This is a genomic window from Haladaptatus sp. AB643, from assembly GCF_024136975.1.
Taxonomy (GTDB): Archaea; Halobacteriota; Halobacteria; order Halobacteriales; family Haladaptataceae; genus Haladaptatus.
The window spans coordinates 272,865-291,812 of record NZ_JAMYJW010000001.1; the positions used below are offsets into that span (position 1 = coordinate 272,865).

Consider the following 18,948-nt stretch of genomic DNA (forward strand, 5'->3'; position numbering starts at 1 on the left):
GTTCGTCGGTTGTCGACTCGTCTATTTGATATAGCGTTATGGGATTCATTATAGCGCTCACGACTCTCGAACTGACGTTCGTTCGCTCGTTGTATCACGTCCGTTAAGTACCACCGACTGTAACAACCGAGTAATGAAACGACGAACCTATCTCACGGCGACTGGGACGGCATTTGCCGGTCTGGCTGGCTGTCTCGGGAATTCCGACGACTCCGGCAGTTCCGGGGATTCCGGTTCCACGAGTTCGACCGGCGGTAAGTCCGCGAAGACGACGTCACAGACCCAACTCAGCGGTACGCTGAACGTCGCAACGTACAGCGCGCTCGTGGACGCGCCGAGTACATCGCCCGGCGCGTGGCTGAAAAAGGAGTTCGAAAAGAAGTATCCCAAGGCGACGCTCAAGTGGCAAACTCCGGACAGCGAGGTCAACTACTACATCCAGCGAAAGGCACAGCACGTCGATATCGACGCAGACGTGTACGTCGGTCTCAACGTGGACCAACTCATCACCATCGACCAGAAACTGGGCGGGACAAAGTTGTTCACCCCCGTCACCGACTCGCTCTCGAACTACGGTCACGTCAAAAAGAGCCTGAACTTCGACCCGAAAGGACGGGCCGTTCCGTACGATACCGGCTACGTCAGCCTCGTGTACGACGAAACGAAGGTCGATAATCCGGGCTCGTTCGACGCACTGACGAAGCCGAAATTCAAGGGTACGCTGCTGACCGAGAACGCCCAACAGGCCGCGACGGGGCGGGCGTTCCTGCTCTGGACGATCCACGAGATGGGCGAGAAGAAGTATCTCGACTACTGGAGTCGGCTTTCGAACAACGACACCCAAATCCTCGGCTCGTGGGACGCGGCCTACACCGCGTACTCCAACGGCGAGCGGCCCATCGTCGTCTCTTACTCCACTGACCAGGTGTACGCCCATCGTGAAGGCGAGAACATGAAGAAACACCAGATCGGCTTCCTGAACGGACAGGGCTACGCCAACCCCGAGGGGATGGCGAAGTTCGCCGACACGGACTCGCCGAAACTGGCCGACGCGTTCCTCGACTTCATGCTCTCCAAGAAGGCCCAGTCGAAGATAGCGCAACTCAACGTCGCGTTCCCATCGACCGACTGGGCCGACCTCGGAAAGGAGTTCGACAAGTACGCCAAGGAACCGGACGAACCGGTCACCTACTCCTACGATCAACTCAAGGGCAACCTCGAAGGATGGGTTGATGAGTGGGCGCGCCAGATTGCGAGCAAGTAGATGGATACCGGGCGCTGGCTCGAACGACACGCACTCGCACTTCTCGGAATCGCGACCAGCGCCCTGCTCGTCGTTCTGTTCTACTATCCCGTCGCCATCGTCTTCGCCGACGCGGGCGGCATTTCTGCGTTTCTCGACGTACTGACCGACCACTTCTACGTCTTCGACATCTTCGGATTCACGGCGTATCAGGCGCTCCTCTCCACGATTGCGAGCGTCGCCGTCGGACTCCCGGGTGCGTACATCCTCTCGCGTTACGAGTTCCCGGGTCGGCGGACGATTCGCTCGTTGACCATCCTCCCGTTCGTCATGCCGTCCATCCTCGTCGCCATCGGCTTCGTGGCGATGTTCGGGCAGAACGGGTTGTTCAACGATGTCGTCGGCGTCGTGGGTCTCGGACCGTACTCCCTCCTGTACAATCTACCCGCAATCGTCGCCGCACACGCCTTCTACAACGCGCCGCTCGTCGCCCGCGTGACGAACGCGGCGTGGGAGAGCGTCGATGCCCGCGAAGTCGAAACCGCCCGAAGCCTCGGTGCTGGTCGCTTTCGGGCGTTCCGTGATGTGCTCGTCCCACAGTTGCTTCCGGCGATTCTCACGGGAGCACTTCTCACGTTCATCTTCACGTTCATGTCCTTCCCCATCGTCCTCGCGCTGGGTGGGTTCCAGTACCAGACCGTCGAAGTCTGGGTGTACGCGCTCGTCCAGCGCCTCGACTACTCACAGGCGGCCGTTCTCGCCATCCTCGAAACCTCTCTCTCGCTCGCCCTGACCTACGCCTATCTTCGGTACGAGGCTCGGCAAGCCGCCGCCTCGCGCGCCAGCAGACCGCTCGCCCGGAAACATCTCCTCTCGGGTGATACCGGTTTCGTCGAAAGGCTCGAACGGACCGGCGTCGCACTGTATCTCGTCGTCGTCCTCGTGCTGTTTCTCGGGCCGCTCGTCAGCACGGTTCTCGAAAGCATCACCGGCCCGTCCGGCTTTACCTTGCGCTATTACCAGTTCCTCGTGACGCGGCAGGTGTCCGGCGCGTCCTTCCAGACGAAACCCGGCGTCGCCGTCCGTAACTCGCTCACGTTCGGTATCGGAACCCTGTTCGTCGCGCTCCCGATGGGCGTCGTCATCTCCGTCCTGACGCGGGCGCGAAAGAGCCGAATCGTGGAAGCGGTGGCGATGGCCCCGCTCGCGGTGAGCGGCGTGATGGTCGGGTTGGGTATGCTCCGAGGCCTCGTCTTCGGGATCCCCATCGCCGGAACTCGAATCCAGGTGAGCGGCGCGATGGCCATCGTCGCGGCCCACGCCGTCGCCGCGTACCCGTTCGTCACGCGGAACGTCTCGCCCATGCTCGCCGGGATCGACCGGCGAACCGTCGAATCCGCCCGCTCGCTCGGCGCGACCCGCGTCCGGACGCTCATCGACATCGAACTCCCGCTCGTGGCGGTCGGGTTGGCCGCCGGGGCGGCGTTCGCCTTCGCCATCAGCATCGGCGAGTTCGACTCGACAGTTATTCTTGCCACGGGCAGTAGCAGTTACACGATGCCCGTCGCAGTCGAACGCTTCCTCGGCAAACAGACGTTGGGACCGGCGACGGCGATGGGGACCATTCTCCTCCTCGTCACCGCCGTCAGTTTCGTCATCATCGACCGCCTCGGCGGGAGGTGGGAAAGTGGTTGAACTCTCCCTCTCCGGCGTTCGAAAGGAGTACGACGGTGTCACGGCCCTGAACGACGTGTCGTTTCAGGTCGCGGACGGCGAGTTCTTCACCCTCGTCGGCCCGTCTGGCTGTGGCAAGACGACGACGCTCCGCACCATCGCCGGGTTCGAGGACCTCACCGCTGGCGCGGTGCGGTTCGGCGACCGCGAGATGGAAGGCGTCCCGCCCGAGGACCGCGACATCGGTCTCGTCTTCCAGAACTACGCGCTGTTTCCACACATGAGCGTCGCGGAAAACGTCGGCTACGGCCTCCGTTTCCGCGACCCGCCGGGAGCGCGAACTCGCGACGAGCGTGTGCTCGAACTGCTCGAACTCGTCGGATTGGACGGTTTCGAGGACCGCGACCCGGACGAATTATCGGGCGGTCAGCAACAGCGTGTCGCACTCGCTCGGGCCCTCGCGCCCGGTCCCGAGTTGCTCCTGCTGGACGAACCGATGAGCGCACTGGACGCCCGTCTGCGCGACGACCTGCGAACTCAAGTGTCGCGCATTCAGTCCGACCTCGGAATCACGACCATCTACGTCACCCACGACCAGGAGGAAGCGCTCGCCATCAGCGACCGCGTGGCCGTCATGAACGACGGTCGAATCGAGCAGATCGGCCGCCCACAGGACGTGTACCGCCGACCGGAATCCCGCTTCGTCGCGGAGTTCGTCGGCGAGAACAACGTCTTCGACGGGAAGACCGTCTCACGAGACCCGAACGGTTCACGCGTCGTCGTCCGAGACCACGAGTTCCTCCTTCCCGGTTCGACGGCCGACGCCGTGACGTTCTGTGTCCGTCCCGAAGCGCTCCGGTTGGGCGGCGGCGAAAATTCGTTCACGGCGGCCGTCGAGGACGTCGAGTTCCTCGGAGAGGCGTTCCGCGTCCACCTCGACTGGATGGGTAAAACCGTCACACTTCGCGTTCCCGAGGCTCCCGACGGCGAGCAGATGCGCGTCGGGTTCGACCCGGCCGACGCACACGTCATCGACGGCGCGTCCACCGAACTGGTCGAATCACGATAAAAAAGGTCTCGGTGCTCCCTTCGGACGCCGAAGAGCGCCGCGACGACGAACGCGACGAGTGTGACGACCCCACCGAAGCCGGGTTGACCACCGTCGTTGGTGCTCGTGGACGTTTGACCACCGTCGGTATCGGTGACCGTTTTGCCTGCAACCGTCGTGTCGGGCGTGGTCGTCGTCGAATCGTCCGCCAGTCGATGATGGTCGCTCGGCCGTTGCTCGCTCGCAGGTCACTTGAAAAACAGTTTGTTCCGATATCCCGTCGTCCTCCCGGGATTCCCCTATCGATTCGTCGTGTACGTGTCGGTCGTGTTCGTCGTGTAGGTGTCGTACGTTCCCGTCGTTCCCGTATTGGACGTTTCGGTCGTATAGGTGTTGTACGTCCCAGTGGTTCGGGTGTTGTAGGTTCCCGTCGTCCCGGTGGTATTGGTCCCCCGGTTCGTCGTCCCCGTCGTGAACGTGCCACCACCGCCGAACTGTCCCGATCGATCGATCCGTCCTCGCATACTGTTCGGGTGGAACCGACATCGATACCGCCGGATTCTGTCGGTCGGCTTGAACGTCAACACACGTGTCTCTCCCGCTTTCGATGACCGGCCGGTTCGATGGAGTACCTGTCCGTTCTCGCCGTTTTTCTGCCCGATTATCTGGAACTCGTGTTCCTTCCCATCGAGGTTTATCCAGACGATCCTGTACCGCTCGGTCGGAATGAGTCCGAGCGTCGGATTTCGACCCCCTTCGATCTCTTTCGGTGCCAACCCAAGCCAATGGCCGACACGTGCTCCGAGGATGATGGTCCGCTGATTTCCTCCTCCTCCGCCACCGCCCCCGTTCGTCGTACTGGTTTGATTCGACGTTTCGACCGTGCTCGTCTGGTACGTCGTCCCGTCATTGCTGGTATCCTGTGCCATCGCCATCCGTCCGAGCGCACCTATTCCGGTCAGTGCACCCGCCGCCTTCAGTAGCGTTCGACGCTGTGATTTCGGTGTCCCCGTCATATATTCCTCCGAACGTGCAACACCTCCGGAAACCAAAAAGCGCCCAGACCGTTCGGTCCGACAACTCGAAATTATACGCCCGAAACGGCGGTTATTCGCCGTTTCTCGCCGGGAAATTTTCGACTGGCCGTCATCCTACGGCGAACGGAATCGACCGGGAGTTCGAACACGGCCACCGATTCGACGATAGGCGAACGGTGACGGTCCACGATTCGACAGGTGTTGTGGAACCGTATTTCAGTCGTCGTCCCAGAACCGTTCCAACCCGAACGAGAGCATGTCCGGGCTGACCGGTTGAAACTCCTCCCGTTCGACGGGCGGGAAGAACTCCCTGACGCTGTTCCACGATTCGCGGGCGTATCGACCGTCGACCAGCACGCGAATTCCCCGTTCGTCGGGGCCACGAATGACTCGCCCCAGGGCCTGCCGGGCTTTTCTGACGGCCGGAACGGTCAGCGCGTAGGTAAACCCGTCACCGAACTGTCGTTCGTAGGCGGTTCGAACCGCCTTCGTCCGTGGGCTGGCAGTGTTGATGATGGGAACACCGCAGACGACCGCGGCTCGGAGCCGGTCACCACGATAATCGACGCCCTCGGTCAGCGTGCCGCGTAGGCTCGTAACCAGCACTTTCGCCTCGCCGCCGAAGAACTCGTCTTTCAGATTCTCGGTCGCCTCATCCGCGCTGCTCTCGTCCAGCAACACCGGCTTGTCCACCGTGCTCCGCAAGTGTTCGGCGGCCCACGTCGCCTCCGCGTAGTTCGGCATGCCGACGAGGACGTTGCCCGGCGAACGTGCCACATCCCGGATCGCGTCGGCGTACACCTGCCGCGTTCCCGTCTCGTCACCCGGCGCGCCGCGATTGTCGTAGGTGAACTTCGGTGCGTCCACCGCGAAACTCTCCCGGTTCGATTCGGGGAAGTTCAAGCCGTAGGTCCGTTCTACGATCGGTCTTCCGTCCTTCTCCAGATGGCCGAGTCCGGACACTTCCTCGAAAATCTCGATCGGTTCGAGCGTCGCGCTCATTAGGATCCCGCCGCCGAACTTCCCGAGTTCCTCACCGATGGCGTCGCTCGGGACGCAGTTCTGCATGGCGAGTTGGGCGTTGTACGCCCGTCGCCACGAGTCGTTGGGCTCGCGGTCGTTCCACGTCCGTTCGAGGACGATCTCGCGGAAGTACTTCTCGTGATCGTTGCGATACCACTCTCCCAGCGCACGCCCGGCGGGCAACGCGGCGCGTTCCCTGTCATCGTCCTCGGCTTCATTGAGAATGCGGGCGACGACCGCCCCAACGGCCTCCGCACGTGCCCACGTCCCGCCGTTGTACCCTCGATTTTCCGCCCACTCCGAAATTTCGTCCTGCTGTGGTACCGTGGGATCACGGAGCGGAATTTCTTCGTCAGGGAGGTCGGTGATGTTCGCCCGCCACCCCTTGTGTTCGCGCTCCAGGTGTTTCCGCACGCGCCGGTCGATCTCCTCGCGCAGTTCGCCGATGAACTCGCGGGTCTCCTCCAGTTCGAACAGCGTGACGCTCGCGTCTTCGAGCTCCGCCCGGACGAGGTCGGCGTCGGCGGTCATGTGTCCTGAATCATCGTCGTCGAACTTGACGGGCTGAATGACTCGCGTGAGCTCGGACTCGGCGTCACGGAGCGTCGAATCGCCGACCGACTGGCTCACGAGGTCGCGGACGCGCGGTTCCAACATGTGCGCCTCGTCGCAGACGAGGAACGTCGAGTCGTCGACGAGCGCCCCCGTGAACGTCGCCGCCGTCACCGGGTCGAAGGCGTGGTAGTAGTTTCCGACGACGACCTCGACGTGGCCCAACAGCGCGCCCATCATCGAGTGCGGACAGGTGCCCCATTGCACCGAGTTGGCCACTAAATCGTCGGGTTCGATGAGGCCCATGCTCTCGAAATCGAACGGAACCGCCTCGATAGGGTCGCCATCTTCGGGCATGTCCTCCAAGAACTGCGCGTAGAACGGGCAGTACTCCACGTCGTTGTACTCCGGCATCCGCGGCGGGTACGGCGTCGGTTCCCCCGCCGTTTCGAGGTAGGACGCGGCGGCCCCGCCCTTGCCGCTGTCGGCCAGTCCCGTCTGCTGGGTTCTGGCTTGCGAGGCGAGATTTTGGGCCGTGACGGAACCTCCTTCGCCGGTCAGGTCTCGGGTGCGCTCCCGGAGGCCCTCACAGCGGTCGTACACCGACTGGCTGTCGATGTCGCCCGCATTTTCACGGCTGTACGGGCACACGTCGGCCTTCCCGACGAGGGTCAGCGCCGATATCGGGTTCCAGTCGTCGGGCAGATTCGAGTTGATGGTCTTCAGGTCGGTTTCGAACTGGCGGAGCTGTTGTTTCACGCTCGTCAGCACGAACACGCGCTCGTACTGGCTGTCCGGGTCGCGGACGAGATCCAGTCCGGCCGTCAGCGCCAGCATGGTCTTGCCAGTCCCGCAGGCACCTTCGATGACGGTAAAGCCGTCATCGCGGGCGGTTTCGATGGCCGTCTCGATACCGTCCCGCTGCTCGTCGTATGGCTCGTCGTGTCCGAATATCGTCCGCCAGTCCGGCATCATTCTGTCTCTGTTTCCCCCCTGCTTAGGGCTGTTGTCCTGAGTTGCTCCCGTCTCGGTATTTAAACCTCAGCACGGGGCGGAAGTGATGCTGCGAAACGGAGTTGGTGGGAAGCGATGAGTCGTACTTGGTTGTTCTACGATCCCAGCGACTGGGAAGCGGACCTCGAACGCCTTCTCCCCTCTTATCACCGACTCAGTAGCTTCCCCCACCAAGCTCGGTGGTCGGCTCCCCAGCGGTACACCGGCTCGCGAATCTGCTCGCGGGTCGATTCGGGGAGGTACCGGAACATCGCCACCGCGTAGCGCGACGGGTCGTCGAGTCGGGCGAGGGTTTCCTCCATGGCCGCGCCACACGAGTACACCCGCTCGTCGGTGAGCAGGTGCGCGCACGACTGGAAGTCGGGTGGGAGGCGGGCGCGTTGGTCGGGCGTGAGGTCGGCAAAGCCGACGAGTTCGAACTCGCCGTGTGCGTCGGCATATTCGGCGACCCACGTGCAGAAGCCACAGTCGTCGTCGTAGACGAGTCGGGGCGACGACGGAGGGATCGATGGCGACGATGGCCGCGATGGCGACGAGGATCGTTCTCGCATATACGTCCGTTCGAGGGTCGCTCGGATACGATTTCTGGCAACAAGATACGGGCCGCAGTACTGCTCCGTTTAGGAGTCATGTGTCAGCAATCCACACGCTATCGTTCCGAACGCTTACCTGATTTATCAGTAAACGAACTCCTACCCGAGTCTTTATTTAGGAGGTGGTATATAAATTACCCATGCGCCGTAGAAGATTTCTGACGGCGTCCGGAGCGACACTCGCTGGGGGGGCCTTGGCGGGGTGTACGGGTTCCGGACCGAACAGCGGCGGGAATGGGGATAGCTCGAAGAACAAATCGAAGGGCGGGTCGGGTAACGCTACCGAATCGACTTCGGACGGCACCGACGACGGGAGCGCCGACAGTGGTGGAATCACCACTGCCAACGGCTTCCAACTCGTGTCCGCGAAGGTACCGAAGAAGGTCACGATGGGCAAGCAGTTCGCGCTCAAACTCACCCTCAAAAACGTCGGTGACAACCCGAAGGCGTTCGAATCCGCGGTGTCGGTCGAAGGCAACGCGCCGGGGTCCCAGCAGATGGGACACATCCAAACCGACAAGATCGCGCCGGGGAAGACGACGACGTGGTCCACCAAGCTCACGTATCCGTACGTGGCGACGGTCAACTACCACATCGCGGAATTGAAGAAGACGTTCTCGATCGATATCGTCGGCGAAACGCTCTCCTTCGGCGAGTCGTTCCTCAGTCCGAACGAGATCGCCGTGACGGTGCAGGATGTCACCCTCACCGACCACTATCGCTACAAACCGGACAGCGGTGGGTCGGAGGACGTGGAGGCCAGCGACGGCAGCCAGTGGGCCTTCGTGACGGTGAAAGCCGAAAACAAGTTCCGAATGAAGCAGACGCTTCCGATGGGCAATCAGTTCGTCCTCCATACAGGAGGGAAGAAGATCAAACCGACGGACCACATCGCCAAGGAGGATGGAAAGTACAAGGTGAACAAGTTCGGCGACCGAACCGTCGCCTCCGGCGAGAGTCTCGCCGGATGGCTCGCCTACGAACTCCCGGCGGACGTCTCGGAGCAGGACATAACCATCGAGTGGCACGGTAGCGACGACGAAGGCTCGTGGTGGACACGCTGGAACCAGTAGTCAGTTCCACGCGGCCGCGTCCGGATCGATAACTCTCTTTTGACGGTCGATCGCCGCGATAGTGTCCATGTCCTCGGCGTCGAGTTCAGGGACGGAGCGGTTTTGCCGGAGGTGGTCCTCACCGGTCGCCTTCGGAATGGGTACGACGTTGCCCAGTCCCTGCAACCACGCGATGCTGACTTGGCTCGGCGTCGAATCGTGCTTTTCGGCGATGTCCTGCAGTTCGGGGACGTCACCGACATCGCCCCGCATGAGCGGCGAGTAGGCGACGAGCGTCATGTCGTGGTCCGCCGCGTACGCTCGCAGTTCTTCCTGTTGGAGCAGCGGATGCATCTCGACCTGGTTGGCGACGATGGGGGCATCGAGCAGATCACGGGCCTCGTCCAGCAGTTCGGGCGTGAAGTTACTCACGGCGATGTCGGTGGCGGTTCCACCCTCGTACAGTTCGTCGAACGCCGGGAGCGTATCCTCCGCGTCGTAGGCCTCCATCGGCCAGTGGACGTACAGCAGATCGACGTACTCCGTCCCGAGTTTGTCGAGACTTTCGTCCACGCTCGAAAACACGTCGTCGTACGCGAGGTTGGCTGGGAGGACCTTCGTGGCAAGGAAGATATCCTCGCGGGGTACGTCCGAACTGGCGATTCCGTCGCCGACCTCCGCCTCGTTCTCGTACATCTGCGCGGTGTCGATGTGTCGATAACCGACGTCGAGTGCCGTCCGGATCGTCTCGGCACACTGCTCGGGATCCTTGTTTTGAGACGTTCCCAACCCTGGCGATGGAATCTCTATCACGAACTCGGAGAAGGACGCGAGAGCGAAAAAGGTCCGTATCGCGGAAGCGAGGGTGGGGTAGGCGTCACTTCCGTTTCGTCGCCGCTCCATTGCTCCGTCGTCACTACTTTCGCTCCGTCGTTACCTCCTTTCTCTCCGTCGCCGTTCCCTTGCTCCATCGCCACCCCTCCCGATCCGTCATCGTTTTCGCGTCGATATCAGTCCACGATTTCGCTCTCGAACAGAACTTTCGACGTCCTCCGCTTCCTCCGTTCCACCGGAAACTGTGGGGTAGCAAAAACCCACAAAATCGCGTGTCTGACGCCTGTCGTCCGCCGATTATCCCTCCTCGAAAACTGCCCTTTTTGCCCGTCGTTTTCGCCCGCAGGGGTGGGGTTTGTGAGTCCGTGACGAACCCCCCCCGTTTCCGGTGGAAAAGTTACACCGGGGTTTCCCGTCGGTTGTGTTTCGTTTGCAACCGGATTCCGATAGACGAAGGCTACCGTTTCCGGTGGAACCCCACCGTAAAACGCTCCGCCCCCACGATTCATGAACGGTATTTGTACAGACCGAACGAGAACACGAGAAAGAGCGGGATGATCGGCGCGACGACATTCAGCGGGAGCAAAATGAGCAGTACCGCGGAGACGACGACGAATTGGAGGGCGACGAAGACACTGAACGCTTCTCGTTGTGTAGCCATTCGTCTATCGTCCTTTCTTGCCCTGTTTTATGAATGTATTCCCGAAGAATCAACTACCAAACCGATCAGTGAAATCGACCGGTTTCCGCGCCGCAATCCGAACAGATGGTGACGAGCGCTTCCTTGTCGCCGACCATCTCTATCTCGTTCTGCGTCCGTTCGCCACACTCCGGGCAGTCGCGATACATCTCCACGTTTTCGGTGTCGCGCGGCGCGCCAAGCGCGAGGGCGACGACGCGGTCGTCGCCCTCGTTGACGCCACGTTGGAACTCGCCGCGCGCGAAGTGAATCGCTTCGCCCGCTTCGACGACCACGTCGCCGTCTTCGGTTTCGAACGTCGCGGTGCCGGACTGGATGTAGAAGACCTCCTCCTGGTCGTCGTGTGCGTGATACCCGAACGCGAAACTGTCGCCCGGTGCGAGTTCGTAGTAGTTGATGGCCATGTCCTCCGTTCCGAGCGCCTTCGAAACCGGCCGTCGAACGTCCGCCGCGCTCATCTGTCCCGCTACGTCCTCGACGTGGACTTTCTCCATGCGCGTTTCTTCGTCGGTGATACCGTAAAACCTCCTACCGACTCGTTGTGGTATTTAAACCCATCGCACGCTCAAATTCCTACTCTCGCTGTTCGGAGCCTCTCCGGCCAGTTTTTAGCCTAACCTAAAAAATGAAGGGAGAGCAAACCTTTAAGTAAAGTACTTGGTTTTAAGTACCTGTTTCGCGTTAAACTGTGTAGGTGAAACACTGATGGCTATCGACCCACAATTCCACGAAAACCGCGAAAAAGTAGACGAACACGAGGGCCACGACGTATGGGGTCCGGTGGACGAACCGGAAACGCTCGGTATCCACGGTACCCACGTCGCAGTCGATTTCGACCTCTGTATCGCCGACGGGGCGTGTCTCGAAGACTGTCCGGTCGACGTGTTCGAATGGACCGACACGCCGGGCCACCCGGAGAGCGAAGAGAAAGCAGACCCGGCCAACGAAGCGCAGTGCATCGACTGCATGCTCTGTGTTGACGTGTGCCCCGTCGATGCCATCGACGTGGACGCTGGCCGCGCCTGAAGAAACGAAAATTCTTCTTTGTGTTATCCACTGTCTATTTATATATCGGCCGCAAATGGCCTGTATGAATCCTCGAAGCCCTCCCCACTTATTTGGTAGGTGGCAACCGTGAGTCCGACGGTGAGGCGAAAATCGGACGACGTTCTCGACCTCGATCTCGACGAATCGGAATCCCCGTTCGAGCCGGTCGACGTTCTCGGCACGGAACACGAGGGGGACACGCTCACGATCTACACGATGAGCGGTGGTGGCGCGTCCTTGATCCTCTCCGCGGAGGAGAACGCGCTCACCCACCCCGTTGCGGTCGGCGAATCCGACTTGACGGCCCCGCTTCGAACCGGACTCTCGTATCTCTTCAGGGACGGTATTCGAACCGTCCGTGTCCGTGTGTCGCCCGATTCGGCTACCGATGCGCTCGCGACGCTCGAACCCGCATCCCTTTATCGCTACGACGAACTGCTGTTCACCGCGAAAATCGAAAACTAATCCCTATCGGTCCCGTCGATGTCCAGTTGGTTCCGCAACTTCTCCATCATCTCCGAATCCGAGAGTGATTCGAACTGCTCCCGGAAGTGGGCATCACAGAGGCCGACCTGGACGCCATCCACTTCGGGCGCGAACGTCGCTTCTCGGTCACAGTAATGACACCGCATGGCCGCGACTACGTTCCCCACACAAGTCAACCCACCGTTTGCGAATGACCGCTCAAAGCGTGACCGCGCTTCTGAAGTGACGGTATTCCGCCTTCGAGAGTCCGGCTTTCCCGAGCACTTCCCCATGGGCGTCGCTTCCTCCAGTCGGCACCAAGTTGTGGTCGGCAATCGCCCGCTCCAACGGTCGCGTATCCACCTCGCGTCCGTAGGGATAGTATCGCTCGACGGCATCCAGTTCGCTGGTGAGGGCGAGTGCCGAAGTGGGGTCGTCGTACCGATACGGGTGGGCCAAGCCGACGAGGCCGCTCGCGTCCGAGAGCAGTTCGACGCCGCGCTCGAACGTCGGCACGTCCCGGGCGACGTAGCACGGTCCGCCAGCGCCGATGAGTTCGTCGAACGCGCCGGAAAAGTCGTACTCGGTTTCCGGGTGTGCTTCGATGGCGCGAGCGATGTGCGGTCGTCCGAGCCCTTCGCGCGATTCGAGTCCGAGGTCGATATCGAGTCGGTCTTCGACGCAGTCGATGATGGCCTGTCCGCGTTCCTTCCGGTCAGCCTGCAGGCGCTCCAGTTCGTCGGCGAGTTCCGGTGTCGGATAGACGCCGTAGCCGAGCAAGTCGAGATGCTGGCCATCGGGTGCGCTCACCCGCAGTTCGATGCCGTGAACGACCGTAACCCCATCCATGACGCTGACCGGCGTCGGTAGTTCCGGATGTAGTCGGTCGTGGTCCGTGATGGCGACGACGGACACGTCCGCCGACCGCGCGGCCGCCGGAACGTCGGACAGTTCCATCGACCCGTCGGAGTTAGTGGTGTGGACGTGCAGATCCGCAAAAACGCTCATGTCCTTCCTCCGGTAGCTCGAACGAAGGTGTTTGTGGTTCGACCGGCGACTTTTGCAGGACAGGGCGGCGACGAAGCGCCGAATCTATACCGATTGTACATCCTTATATTCTCCGTATCCCCTTGGCGGAAATGTTTATAATGGTCTTTGATTTAGAACTGTTCGTAATGACGCTCAAGAAGGCAAGCCAACTGCTCGATGAACATCAGTATCCGACCGACACGGAACGGTTGATCGCGTCCCACGGCGACTACGTCATCGACCTCCCCAACGGGACTGAAACCCTCGAAGAGGTGTTCAGCCGTACCGGAGACGAAACGTACGAGTCGCCACAGCAGGCCCAAGAAGCGATGTACAACGCCATCAGCCACAAGGCCATCGGTCGCCGGTACTACAGCGACCGCGACCCGACGACGATGGGAACGTCCGGTCCCGACCAGGTCTCGTTCTAGACCCAGTCGAGCGCACGGTTCAGCGACAGCGGCACCGACCCTTTTTCGTACGCTTCGATGTGTCCGGACGGTCGAGCGCGGAAGACGACCGCCGGTCGATGACGGACGCCCGGTTGCTCGCCGATGACGGCGGCCCACTCGTCGTCCCGGAATCCGGTGCAGTCCACGAACAACACCGCGCCACCACCGTGCTCGCTCAGTTGCCCGTTCGTCTTCGTTTCCGCGGTCTCGCGCACCGCCGCGACGGGCGTATCCGCGGCCCGCCGAGTCGGCGGACGTGGACGGGTCACTTCGACCAGCGTGGATTGGTTGCCGTCGGCGGGGTCGGCACGGAAATCGAGCGAATGGCCGGTCGTCACCTCGATTTCGGGTTCGACGGCGTACCCGGCGTCGGTTAGTATCTTTGCGACGGTGAACTCGCTCATCGTCGAACTCATACGGTTCTCGTCGAAGTACTCGCTCGTCCCGAGTTTCGACGCCATCGTGTATCGGTAGTCGTCCAGCGCACCCGTACTGAGAAATCGCTCGTAAAACGAGAGCGCCTGGTCGCGCGTCGCGTCGGGGAATCCGGCGGCGTACTTACGGAAAAACGCTCGCGAGGTTTCGCGGCCGTCCTTCGAGAAGAAGACGGGAAGGAAGAACCACGAGAGGTAGTCGTATTCGGCCAGCCACGGCGATTCGACGGCGAGATCCGCGAGGAGTTCGCGTTGACTCCACCGCGCGATAGGATACGGAATCTCGTCGAAGGTGTACTTGTTCGTGCGCCAGAGTGCGGGCGGCGTCTCGGTGTTCCCGAGCCAGTAGGCGAGGTCGTCGTTCCAGACGAACAGCGCCACGTCGCCGTTATCCATCTCGAAACGCCGTGCCTCGAAGCCGTTCGGTTCCACGTAGTGTGGTGTCGTCGAACGCGCCCCGAGGTTCGAGTCGAGGTGCGAATACAACTCCGTCGTTATGCGGTCGTCGTCCCACCGCTCCGTAGAGCGGCGAAAGCGGAGCGGGCTTGCCACAAGATGACCTAGTAACCGAGAATGTTTACGTGTTATGCACCACACCGGTCGTCACGAATACATCTCTACTCTCAGTTCCGTCGTCTTTTCCATCGGTTCGCGCACTCCGTTTCTTCGAGTACCTCTTTCCGTCTGACGATAGTCCATCGTGAACGTATAATGTGATTATCCGTTACATTAATAACTACTCCTCGCCAAGTATGAGTGTGGTTGTCATGTCAATGGGTGCCTATGACGAAGAAGAACACGAACGTCGTGAGCGGAAAAACAGTAGCGTCGATACGACCGTCGATGACGTACGATCTGAGTATCACGGGACTGTCGAATACGACTCCGGCGATTCAGCCGAAGACCTGCTCGAGCAGTTCCAGAAGATGAAATCCGAGTAGAACGGCTCTTCTTCGCAGTTGTTTACCAGCCTAGAGTGGACGGTGCGCCGCGCTCCGCTTCGACCCGCTCCGCGACCGACGGGTCGGGTTCATCGGAGTTCTCTGCCATCGCTTCCCACTCCCGAATGGAGCGGCCGACCCACGAGTCGGCCGCTCGCGCTCGTTCCAGTACGGTTTCGTACACCGCCCGATTGTGTTCCGTCGTTCCGGGGCTGCTTGCGGCGGCGCTCGCAACGAAGTGGGCGCGGTCCTCGTCGGTCAACTCGTCCGCGAGCATTCGATCGACGACGGGGGGTAACTCGTCGGGGTCCGGATAGACGAACACCTTTTCGCCGATCGCCTGCGGACCGAGGAGGAGTCCGGAGAGCGCCTCCGGCGGTTCCGAATCCAGCAATCGCTCCCCGCCGAACGCTTCCTCCACCCGCTCACATTCGGTTTGCTGTCCCAGCTTGCAGTTGTGGCCGGGGTACTCCGCACACTCCATCGGATACAGGTCGGTCCCGTGAATCCGACACTGCAGCGTCTCCGGGTCGAGGAAGGTACAGGTCGGCAGCCACTCCGATTCCTCGATTTCGAACGGTTCGACGGGTTTCGGCGGCTTGCGAAGCCCGAGAAAGAACGCGGGTTTCCCCCCGATTGCCGCCAGTCGTTCGCCGCCGATTTCGACCCCGGAGTCGTCGTGCCAGAGGCGCGGCGTCATGGCGTCACCGAGTCCGGCCTCCACGAACGCTTCCACTTCCTCGCGCATGAGGGGAACGAGATTGTAGGTCTCGTCCAACGGTCGGCGCGGTCCACGCCGTTCGTGGTCCGAGGAAGTCGGCGCGATGGCTCGCCAGTCGATACAGCATCCAGCACATCCCTCGCAGTTCACCTCCATACCGATCACGGTACGGTAGTTAGTAGCATAAACCGTCGGGTGGAACTATTTCCTCCCGGAACCGATGGGGGATATGGATACCAGCAACGAAGTGCGCGTGTGGCTCGCGGAACGGACGTATTCGGACGACGAACAGAACCTGATCATCCTCGTGTACGCGACGCCGGACGGAAAACGCTACTTCCGCAAGGAGCGTGCGCTCACGAGCTTCACCGGTGCTGCGCGCGAGACCACGGCCGCACTCGACGTGTCTCCCGACCAGTTAGGAACGGTCGAAGACGAGGAAACACGCGAGCGCTACGCCACCGAAGCGAGCCGAATGATGGACGAATACGCTCCGGACGATGGCGTCTAGAACCGTGTGAAACGTAGGAATATATTGTGCACATATTTGTATATATTCTTGTGGCAGTGGGTTAAAATAACGCATGAAAATGCAATAATTTATGTCCCTGCACTTTTTTCGTTCACTCGATGCGAAGACGAACGTTTATGTCAGCACTCGCAGCAGCAACGGCAGCGGGACCAATCGCCGCAACGGGTAGTTCCGAAGTACGGGCCGCTTCGGGCCAAATTCCCGCAATCGAATTCCATTCGACGTCGAGCCTCCTCGACTCCTCCGGGGGCGAGTTGACCGATAGCTCGATCATCTCCGTCTGGGCAGAGGACACGGCCAGCAACCATGATGCCGACTCGAACGGCGACGCAACCATCTACAGCAGCGGCACGTCGATTCCGCTGACAGCCACCGAGTCGAACGTCGTCGCGTTCGGTTCGATGCTCGTCGAGGATGATACCGTCTGGCAGCACGGGAACGAGGAGTTCGTCCTCAACGCGTGGGACGCCCAACTCGGCGGTTCCGGCACCGTTCTCTTCGACGAGGGCCACGACCAATACTACGACCTCGCGTCGTTCTCGAAGTTCGAGAGCTACGCCGAGAACAACGGCTACACCGTGACGGCAACGTCCAGCCTCTCGTCCGACCTCGGGAGCGCCGACGCGGCCGTGATTACCTCGCCCGCCACCGCGTTTTCGTCCTCGGAGTTGAGCGCCCTCTCGGACTTCGTCGCGAGCGGTGGCGTCCTGTTCGTCCACGATCAATCCGACTACAACGACAACGACACGACCGCGAACCTGAACGACATCGCGTCCGCGCTCGGCCTCTCGTTCCGGTTCAACGACGACGAAGTCGTCGACGCGACCAACAACGGCGGTTCGGATTACCTACCGCTCACGAGCCAGTTCAACACCGCTTTCGACTACTTCACCGACCGCGAGGGACTCGGACTGGACAAGTCCAAGACCTACACCGTGGACGTCACCAAGGTCTCGGACGGCGACACCGCGACGGTGGAGTTCTCCGACGGCACGACCGAGAGCATCCGTATCCTCGGCATCGACACGCCCGAACTCTCCTCGCACAGTTCCGCCGAGCGGATTCAGGAGTGGGAGGGTATCGAGGACCTCAGTTACCTCCAGACGTGGGGTGACAACGCGAAGACCTTCGGACAGGACGAACTCGGCGGGAAGACCGTCAAACTCGCGTTCGACGAGAACGAGCCGATTCGGGACACCTACGACCGCGTTCTCGGCTACCTCTACTACGACGCGAACGGCGACGGAAACCGCGACGACCTGTACAATTACCACGCAGTCGAGCAGGGCTACGCCCGCGTCTACGGTTCCGGCCTCACCAAACACGACAAGTTCTGGCGTGCGGAGGACACCGCACGGTCCGATAGTCTCAACGTGTGGAGCGAAAGCGCACCCGACGAGGCTCCAACGATCCGCAACCGCGCGGTGGACGACCTGTTCTTCCCGCAAGCCGCGAGCGTCAAGACGGCCTCGGGCGGCGTCGCCGACTCCCGCGTTCCGGTCTCCGCCGAGAGCACCGCCACGCAGAGTGGCGGCTACAGCTACGACGGCGACATCCCGCTCGCCGCGGTGGACGAGGACGCCAACGTCGCCATGGTCGGCAGCCCACTTATCGACGAGAGTTACGAGAGCTCCGAAGGCTTCGCCGTCGATACCTCCGACTACGAGAACTTCGTCTTCCTCACCAACCTCATCGACTACATCACGGACCGGAGCGGCGACGTCCTCATCGACGGTGGCCACGGTCAGTTCGACGCCTCCTACGCCCTCTCGAACGACGACGCGGCGTACTACGGGCGCTACCTCGAAGGCGTCGACCTCTCGTTCGACCAAGTCAACCATCTCGACGCGTTCGACCTCTCGCGTTGGCAGGCGATCATCGTCACCACGCCCGTCAGCGCGTTCACGAGCGCCGAAATCGACGCGCTCACCTCGTTCATCGCGGACGGCGGCGCCGTCGTTCTCATCGGCGCGGGGACGGCACCGTCCGGCGCTCGCTCCAACCTGAACGGTCTCGCGTCCTCGCTCGGTTCCGACCTGCGCATCAACGGCGACCAGGTCACCGACGGGACGAACAACGTCAACGGTGATTCGGGTATCCCGACGACGACGGTCTTCGACACGTCCTTCCCGCTGTTCGACGCATACGACGGCTCGACCGGCGGCGGCGATGGCGGTAGCGGCGACGGCGAAATCTCGATCGCCCAGATTCACGAGGACGCGTCCGGCAACGACAACAACAACCTCGACGACGAGTACGTTGTCTTCGAGAACACGGGAACCGGCTCCATCGACCTCACCGGCTGGACCGTCGAGGACGAGGCCTCCCACACCTACTCGTTCCCCGACGGCTTCACCCTCGACGCCGGTGCGCAGGTGACGCTCCACACCGGCACCGGGTCGGACACGAGCACCGACCTCTACTGGGGCAAGACCGGCTCTGCAGTCTGGAACAACGGCGGCGACACGGTGTACGTCTACGACGACAGCGACGCACTGTCCACCAGCAAGTCGTACTGAGACGGACGACCCCGTTTTTCGCGGTTTTTCGTACACCA

At 61.4% G+C, this 18,948-nt stretch carries 20 protein-coding genes; 10 read left to right on the top strand and 10 right to left on the bottom strand.

The features are described from left to right. Positions 1-133: 133 nt before the first annotated feature. The 3 genes from NKF25_RS01400 to NKF25_RS01410 are packed head-to-tail and all read left to right on the top strand — an operon-like array spanning position 134 to position 3,986. Complete coding sequence (locus NKF25_RS01400; protein WP_253224954.1) at positions 134-1,264, top strand: thiamine ABC transporter substrate-binding protein; 1,131 nt, start codon at positions 134-136, stop codon at positions 1,262-1,264. Beyond that, positions 1,265-2,938: an iron ABC transporter permease gene (locus NKF25_RS01405; protein WP_253224955.1), complete on the top strand. Its 1,674-nt coding sequence runs from the start codon at positions 1,265-1,267 to the stop codon at positions 2,936-2,938. Further along, positions 2,931-3,986 carry an ATP-binding cassette domain-containing protein gene (locus tag NKF25_RS01410; RefSeq protein WP_253224956.1) on the top strand — a complete coding sequence of 352 codons (1,056 nt, stop codon included), beginning with the start codon at positions 2,931-2,933 and terminating at the stop codon, positions 3,984-3,986. Before NKF25_RS01405 ends, NKF25_RS01410 begins: the two co-directional genes overlap by 8 nt. 278 nt (positions 3,987-4,264) lie before the next feature. Here NKF25_RS01410 and NKF25_RS01415 read toward each other — a convergent pair whose 3' ends face one another. The 3 genes from NKF25_RS01415 to NKF25_RS01425 all read right to left on the bottom strand — a co-directional run bounded on the left by NKF25_RS01415 (position 4,265) and on the right by NKF25_RS01425 (position 8,142). Then, entirely contained in the window at positions 4,265-4,981 is a 717-nt protein-coding gene (locus NKF25_RS01415) for a hypothetical protein (RefSeq protein ID WP_253224957.1), read from the bottom strand. 237 nt (positions 4,982-5,218) lie between these two features. Then, complete coding sequence (locus tag NKF25_RS01420) at positions 5,219-7,552, bottom strand: ATP-dependent DNA helicase (RefSeq protein ID WP_253224958.1); 2,334 nt, start codon at positions 7,550-7,552, stop codon at positions 5,219-5,221. Between the two features lie 185 nt (positions 7,553-7,737). Beyond that, a complete protein-coding gene (locus NKF25_RS01425) occupies positions 7,738-8,142 on the bottom strand; it encodes a DCC1-like thiol-disulfide oxidoreductase family protein (RefSeq protein WP_253224959.1) in 405 nt (134 codons plus the stop codon). Positions 8,143-8,324: 182 nt separating this feature from the next. Here NKF25_RS01425 and NKF25_RS01430 point away from each other — a divergent pair, with 182 nt between their 5' ends. Beyond that, a complete protein-coding gene (locus tag NKF25_RS01430; protein WP_253224960.1) occupies positions 8,325-9,257 on the top strand; it encodes a DUF4352 domain-containing protein in 933 nt (310 codons plus the stop codon). Here NKF25_RS01430 and NKF25_RS01435 read toward each other — a convergent pair whose 3' ends face one another. The 3 genes from NKF25_RS01435 to NKF25_RS01445 all read right to left on the bottom strand — a co-directional run bounded on the left by NKF25_RS01435 (position 9,258) and on the right by NKF25_RS01445 (position 11,264). Continuing rightward, positions 9,258-10,139, bottom strand: a complete 882-nt coding sequence (locus tag NKF25_RS01435; protein WP_342766294.1) for an aldo/keto reductase — start codon at positions 10,137-10,139, stop codon at positions 9,258-9,260. A 436-nt stretch (positions 10,140-10,575) separates the two neighbouring features. Beyond that, positions 10,576-10,731, bottom strand: coding sequence for a hypothetical protein (locus NKF25_RS01440; RefSeq protein ID WP_253224962.1), 156 nt, complete (start codon positions 10,729-10,731; stop codon positions 10,576-10,578). Between the two features lie 65 nt (positions 10,732-10,796). Then, complete coding sequence (locus NKF25_RS01445; protein WP_253224963.1) at positions 10,797-11,264, bottom strand: cupin domain-containing protein; 468 nt, start codon at positions 11,262-11,264, stop codon at positions 10,797-10,799. A 211-nt stretch (positions 11,265-11,475) separates the two neighbouring features. On the opposite strand from NKF25_RS01445, the gene NKF25_RS01450 reads away from it, so the two are divergent. Next, positions 11,476-11,796 carry a ferredoxin family protein gene (locus NKF25_RS01450; protein WP_253224964.1) on the top strand — a complete coding sequence of 107 codons (321 nt, stop codon included), beginning with the start codon at positions 11,476-11,478 and terminating at the stop codon, positions 11,794-11,796. A gap of 120 nt (positions 11,797-11,916) precedes the next feature. Continuing rightward, the gene (locus NKF25_RS01455; RefSeq protein WP_253224965.1) at positions 11,917-12,282 is read left to right on the top strand and encodes a hypothetical protein; all 366 of its coding nucleotides are present in this window, start codon (positions 11,917-11,919) and stop codon (positions 12,280-12,282) included. Here the strand turns inward: NKF25_RS01455 and NKF25_RS01460 are convergent. Then, positions 12,279-12,449 carry a DUF6757 family protein gene (locus NKF25_RS01460; protein ID WP_342764457.1) on the bottom strand — a complete coding sequence of 57 codons (171 nt, stop codon included), beginning with the start codon at positions 12,447-12,449 and terminating at the stop codon, positions 12,279-12,281. The genes NKF25_RS01455 and NKF25_RS01460 overlap by 4 nt on opposite strands. A gap of 52 nt (positions 12,450-12,501) precedes the next feature. Beyond that, positions 12,502-13,290 (bottom strand): PHP domain-containing protein, encoded by a 789-nt coding sequence (locus NKF25_RS01465; protein WP_253224966.1) that lies wholly within the window; start codon positions 13,288-13,290, stop codon positions 12,502-12,504. A gap of 167 nt (positions 13,291-13,457) precedes the next feature. Between NKF25_RS01465 and NKF25_RS01470 the strand changes: the two genes are divergently transcribed. Beyond that, on the top strand, positions 13,458-13,742 hold the full coding sequence (locus NKF25_RS01470; RefSeq protein WP_253224967.1) for a DUF2795 domain-containing protein: 285 nt from the start codon (positions 13,458-13,460) through the stop codon (positions 13,740-13,742). On the opposite strand, the gene NKF25_RS01475 is transcribed toward NKF25_RS01470, so the two are convergent. After that, positions 13,739-14,749 carry a DUF5784 family protein gene (locus NKF25_RS01475; protein WP_253224968.1) on the bottom strand — a complete coding sequence of 337 codons (1,011 nt, stop codon included), beginning with the start codon at positions 14,747-14,749 and terminating at the stop codon, positions 13,739-13,741. The genes NKF25_RS01470 and NKF25_RS01475 overlap by 4 nt on opposite strands. Before the next feature lie 215 nt (positions 14,750-14,964). Between NKF25_RS01475 and NKF25_RS01480 the strand changes: the two genes are divergently transcribed. Then, positions 14,965-15,138: a DUF5786 family protein gene (locus tag NKF25_RS01480; RefSeq protein ID WP_253224969.1), complete on the top strand. Its 174-nt coding sequence runs from the start codon at positions 14,965-14,967 to the stop codon at positions 15,136-15,138. A 22-nt stretch (positions 15,139-15,160) separates the two neighbouring features. Here the strand turns inward: NKF25_RS01480 and NKF25_RS01485 are convergent, their stop codons facing one another. Continuing rightward, entirely contained in the window at positions 15,161-16,015 is an 855-nt protein-coding gene (locus NKF25_RS01485; RefSeq protein ID WP_253224970.1) for a YkgJ family cysteine cluster protein, read from the bottom strand. A gap of 73 nt (positions 16,016-16,088) precedes the next feature. On the opposite strand from NKF25_RS01485, the gene NKF25_RS01490 reads away from it, so the two are divergent. Continuing rightward, on the top strand, positions 16,089-16,370 hold the full coding sequence (locus NKF25_RS01490) for a hypothetical protein (protein ID WP_253224971.1): 282 nt from the start codon (positions 16,089-16,091) through the stop codon (positions 16,368-16,370). 137 nt (positions 16,371-16,507) lie between these two features. Then, positions 16,508-18,910 (top strand): DUF4350 domain-containing protein, encoded by a 2,403-nt coding sequence (locus NKF25_RS01495; protein ID WP_253224972.1) that lies wholly within the window; start codon positions 16,508-16,510, stop codon positions 18,908-18,910. The last annotated feature ends 38 nt before the right edge of the window (positions 18,911-18,948 follow it).

Coding starts and splice junctions, on each gene's coding strand:
- NKF25_RS01420 (WP_253224958.1), bottom strand. CDS start 7,552: ATGATGCCGGACTGGCGGACGATATTCGGACACGACGAGCCATACGAC.
- NKF25_RS01450 (WP_253224964.1), top strand. CDS start 11,476: ATGGCTATCGACCCACAATTCCACGAAAACCGCGAAAAAGTAGACGAA.
- NKF25_RS01415 (WP_253224957.1), bottom strand. CDS start 4,981: ATGACGGGGACACCGAAATCACAGCGTCGAACGCTACTGAAGGCGGCG.
- NKF25_RS01465 (WP_253224966.1), bottom strand. CDS start 13,290: ATGAGCGTTTTTGCGGATCTGCACGTCCACACCACTAACTCCGACGGG.
- NKF25_RS01400 (WP_253224954.1), top strand. CDS start 134: ATGAAACGACGAACCTATCTCACGGCGACTGGGACGGCATTTGCCGGT.
- NKF25_RS01445 (WP_253224963.1), bottom strand. CDS start 11,264: ATGGAGAAAGTCCACGTCGAGGACGTAGCGGGACAGATGAGCGCGGCG.
- NKF25_RS01435 (WP_342766294.1), bottom strand. CDS start 10,139: ATGGAGCGGCGACGAAACGGAAGTGACGCCTACCCCACCCTCGCTTCC.
- NKF25_RS01470 (WP_253224967.1), top strand. CDS start 13,458: ATGACGCTCAAGAAGGCAAGCCAACTGCTCGATGAACATCAGTATCCG.
- NKF25_RS01495 (WP_253224972.1), top strand. CDS start 16,508: ATGTCAGCACTCGCAGCAGCAACGGCAGCGGGACCAATCGCCGCAACG.
- NKF25_RS01480 (WP_253224969.1), top strand. CDS start 14,965: ATGTCAATGGGTGCCTATGACGAAGAAGAACACGAACGTCGTGAGCGG.
- NKF25_RS01405 (WP_253224955.1), top strand. CDS start 1,265: ATGGATACCGGGCGCTGGCTCGAACGACACGCACTCGCACTTCTCGGA.
- NKF25_RS01485 (WP_253224970.1), bottom strand. CDS start 16,015: ATGGAGGTGAACTGCGAGGGATGTGCTGGATGCTGTATCGACTGGCGA.
- NKF25_RS01460 (WP_342764457.1), bottom strand. CDS start 12,449: ATGCGGTGTCATTACTGTGACCGAGAAGCGACGTTCGCGCCCGAAGTG.
- NKF25_RS01490 (WP_253224971.1), top strand. CDS start 16,089: ATGGATACCAGCAACGAAGTGCGCGTGTGGCTCGCGGAACGGACGTAT.
- NKF25_RS01425 (WP_253224959.1), bottom strand. CDS start 8,142: ATGCGAGAACGATCCTCGTCGCCATCGCGGCCATCGTCGCCATCGATC.
- NKF25_RS01440 (WP_253224962.1), bottom strand. CDS start 10,731: ATGGCTACACAACGAGAAGCGTTCAGTGTCTTCGTCGCCCTCCAATTC.
- NKF25_RS01430 (WP_253224960.1), top strand. CDS start 8,325: ATGCGCCGTAGAAGATTTCTGACGGCGTCCGGAGCGACACTCGCTGGG.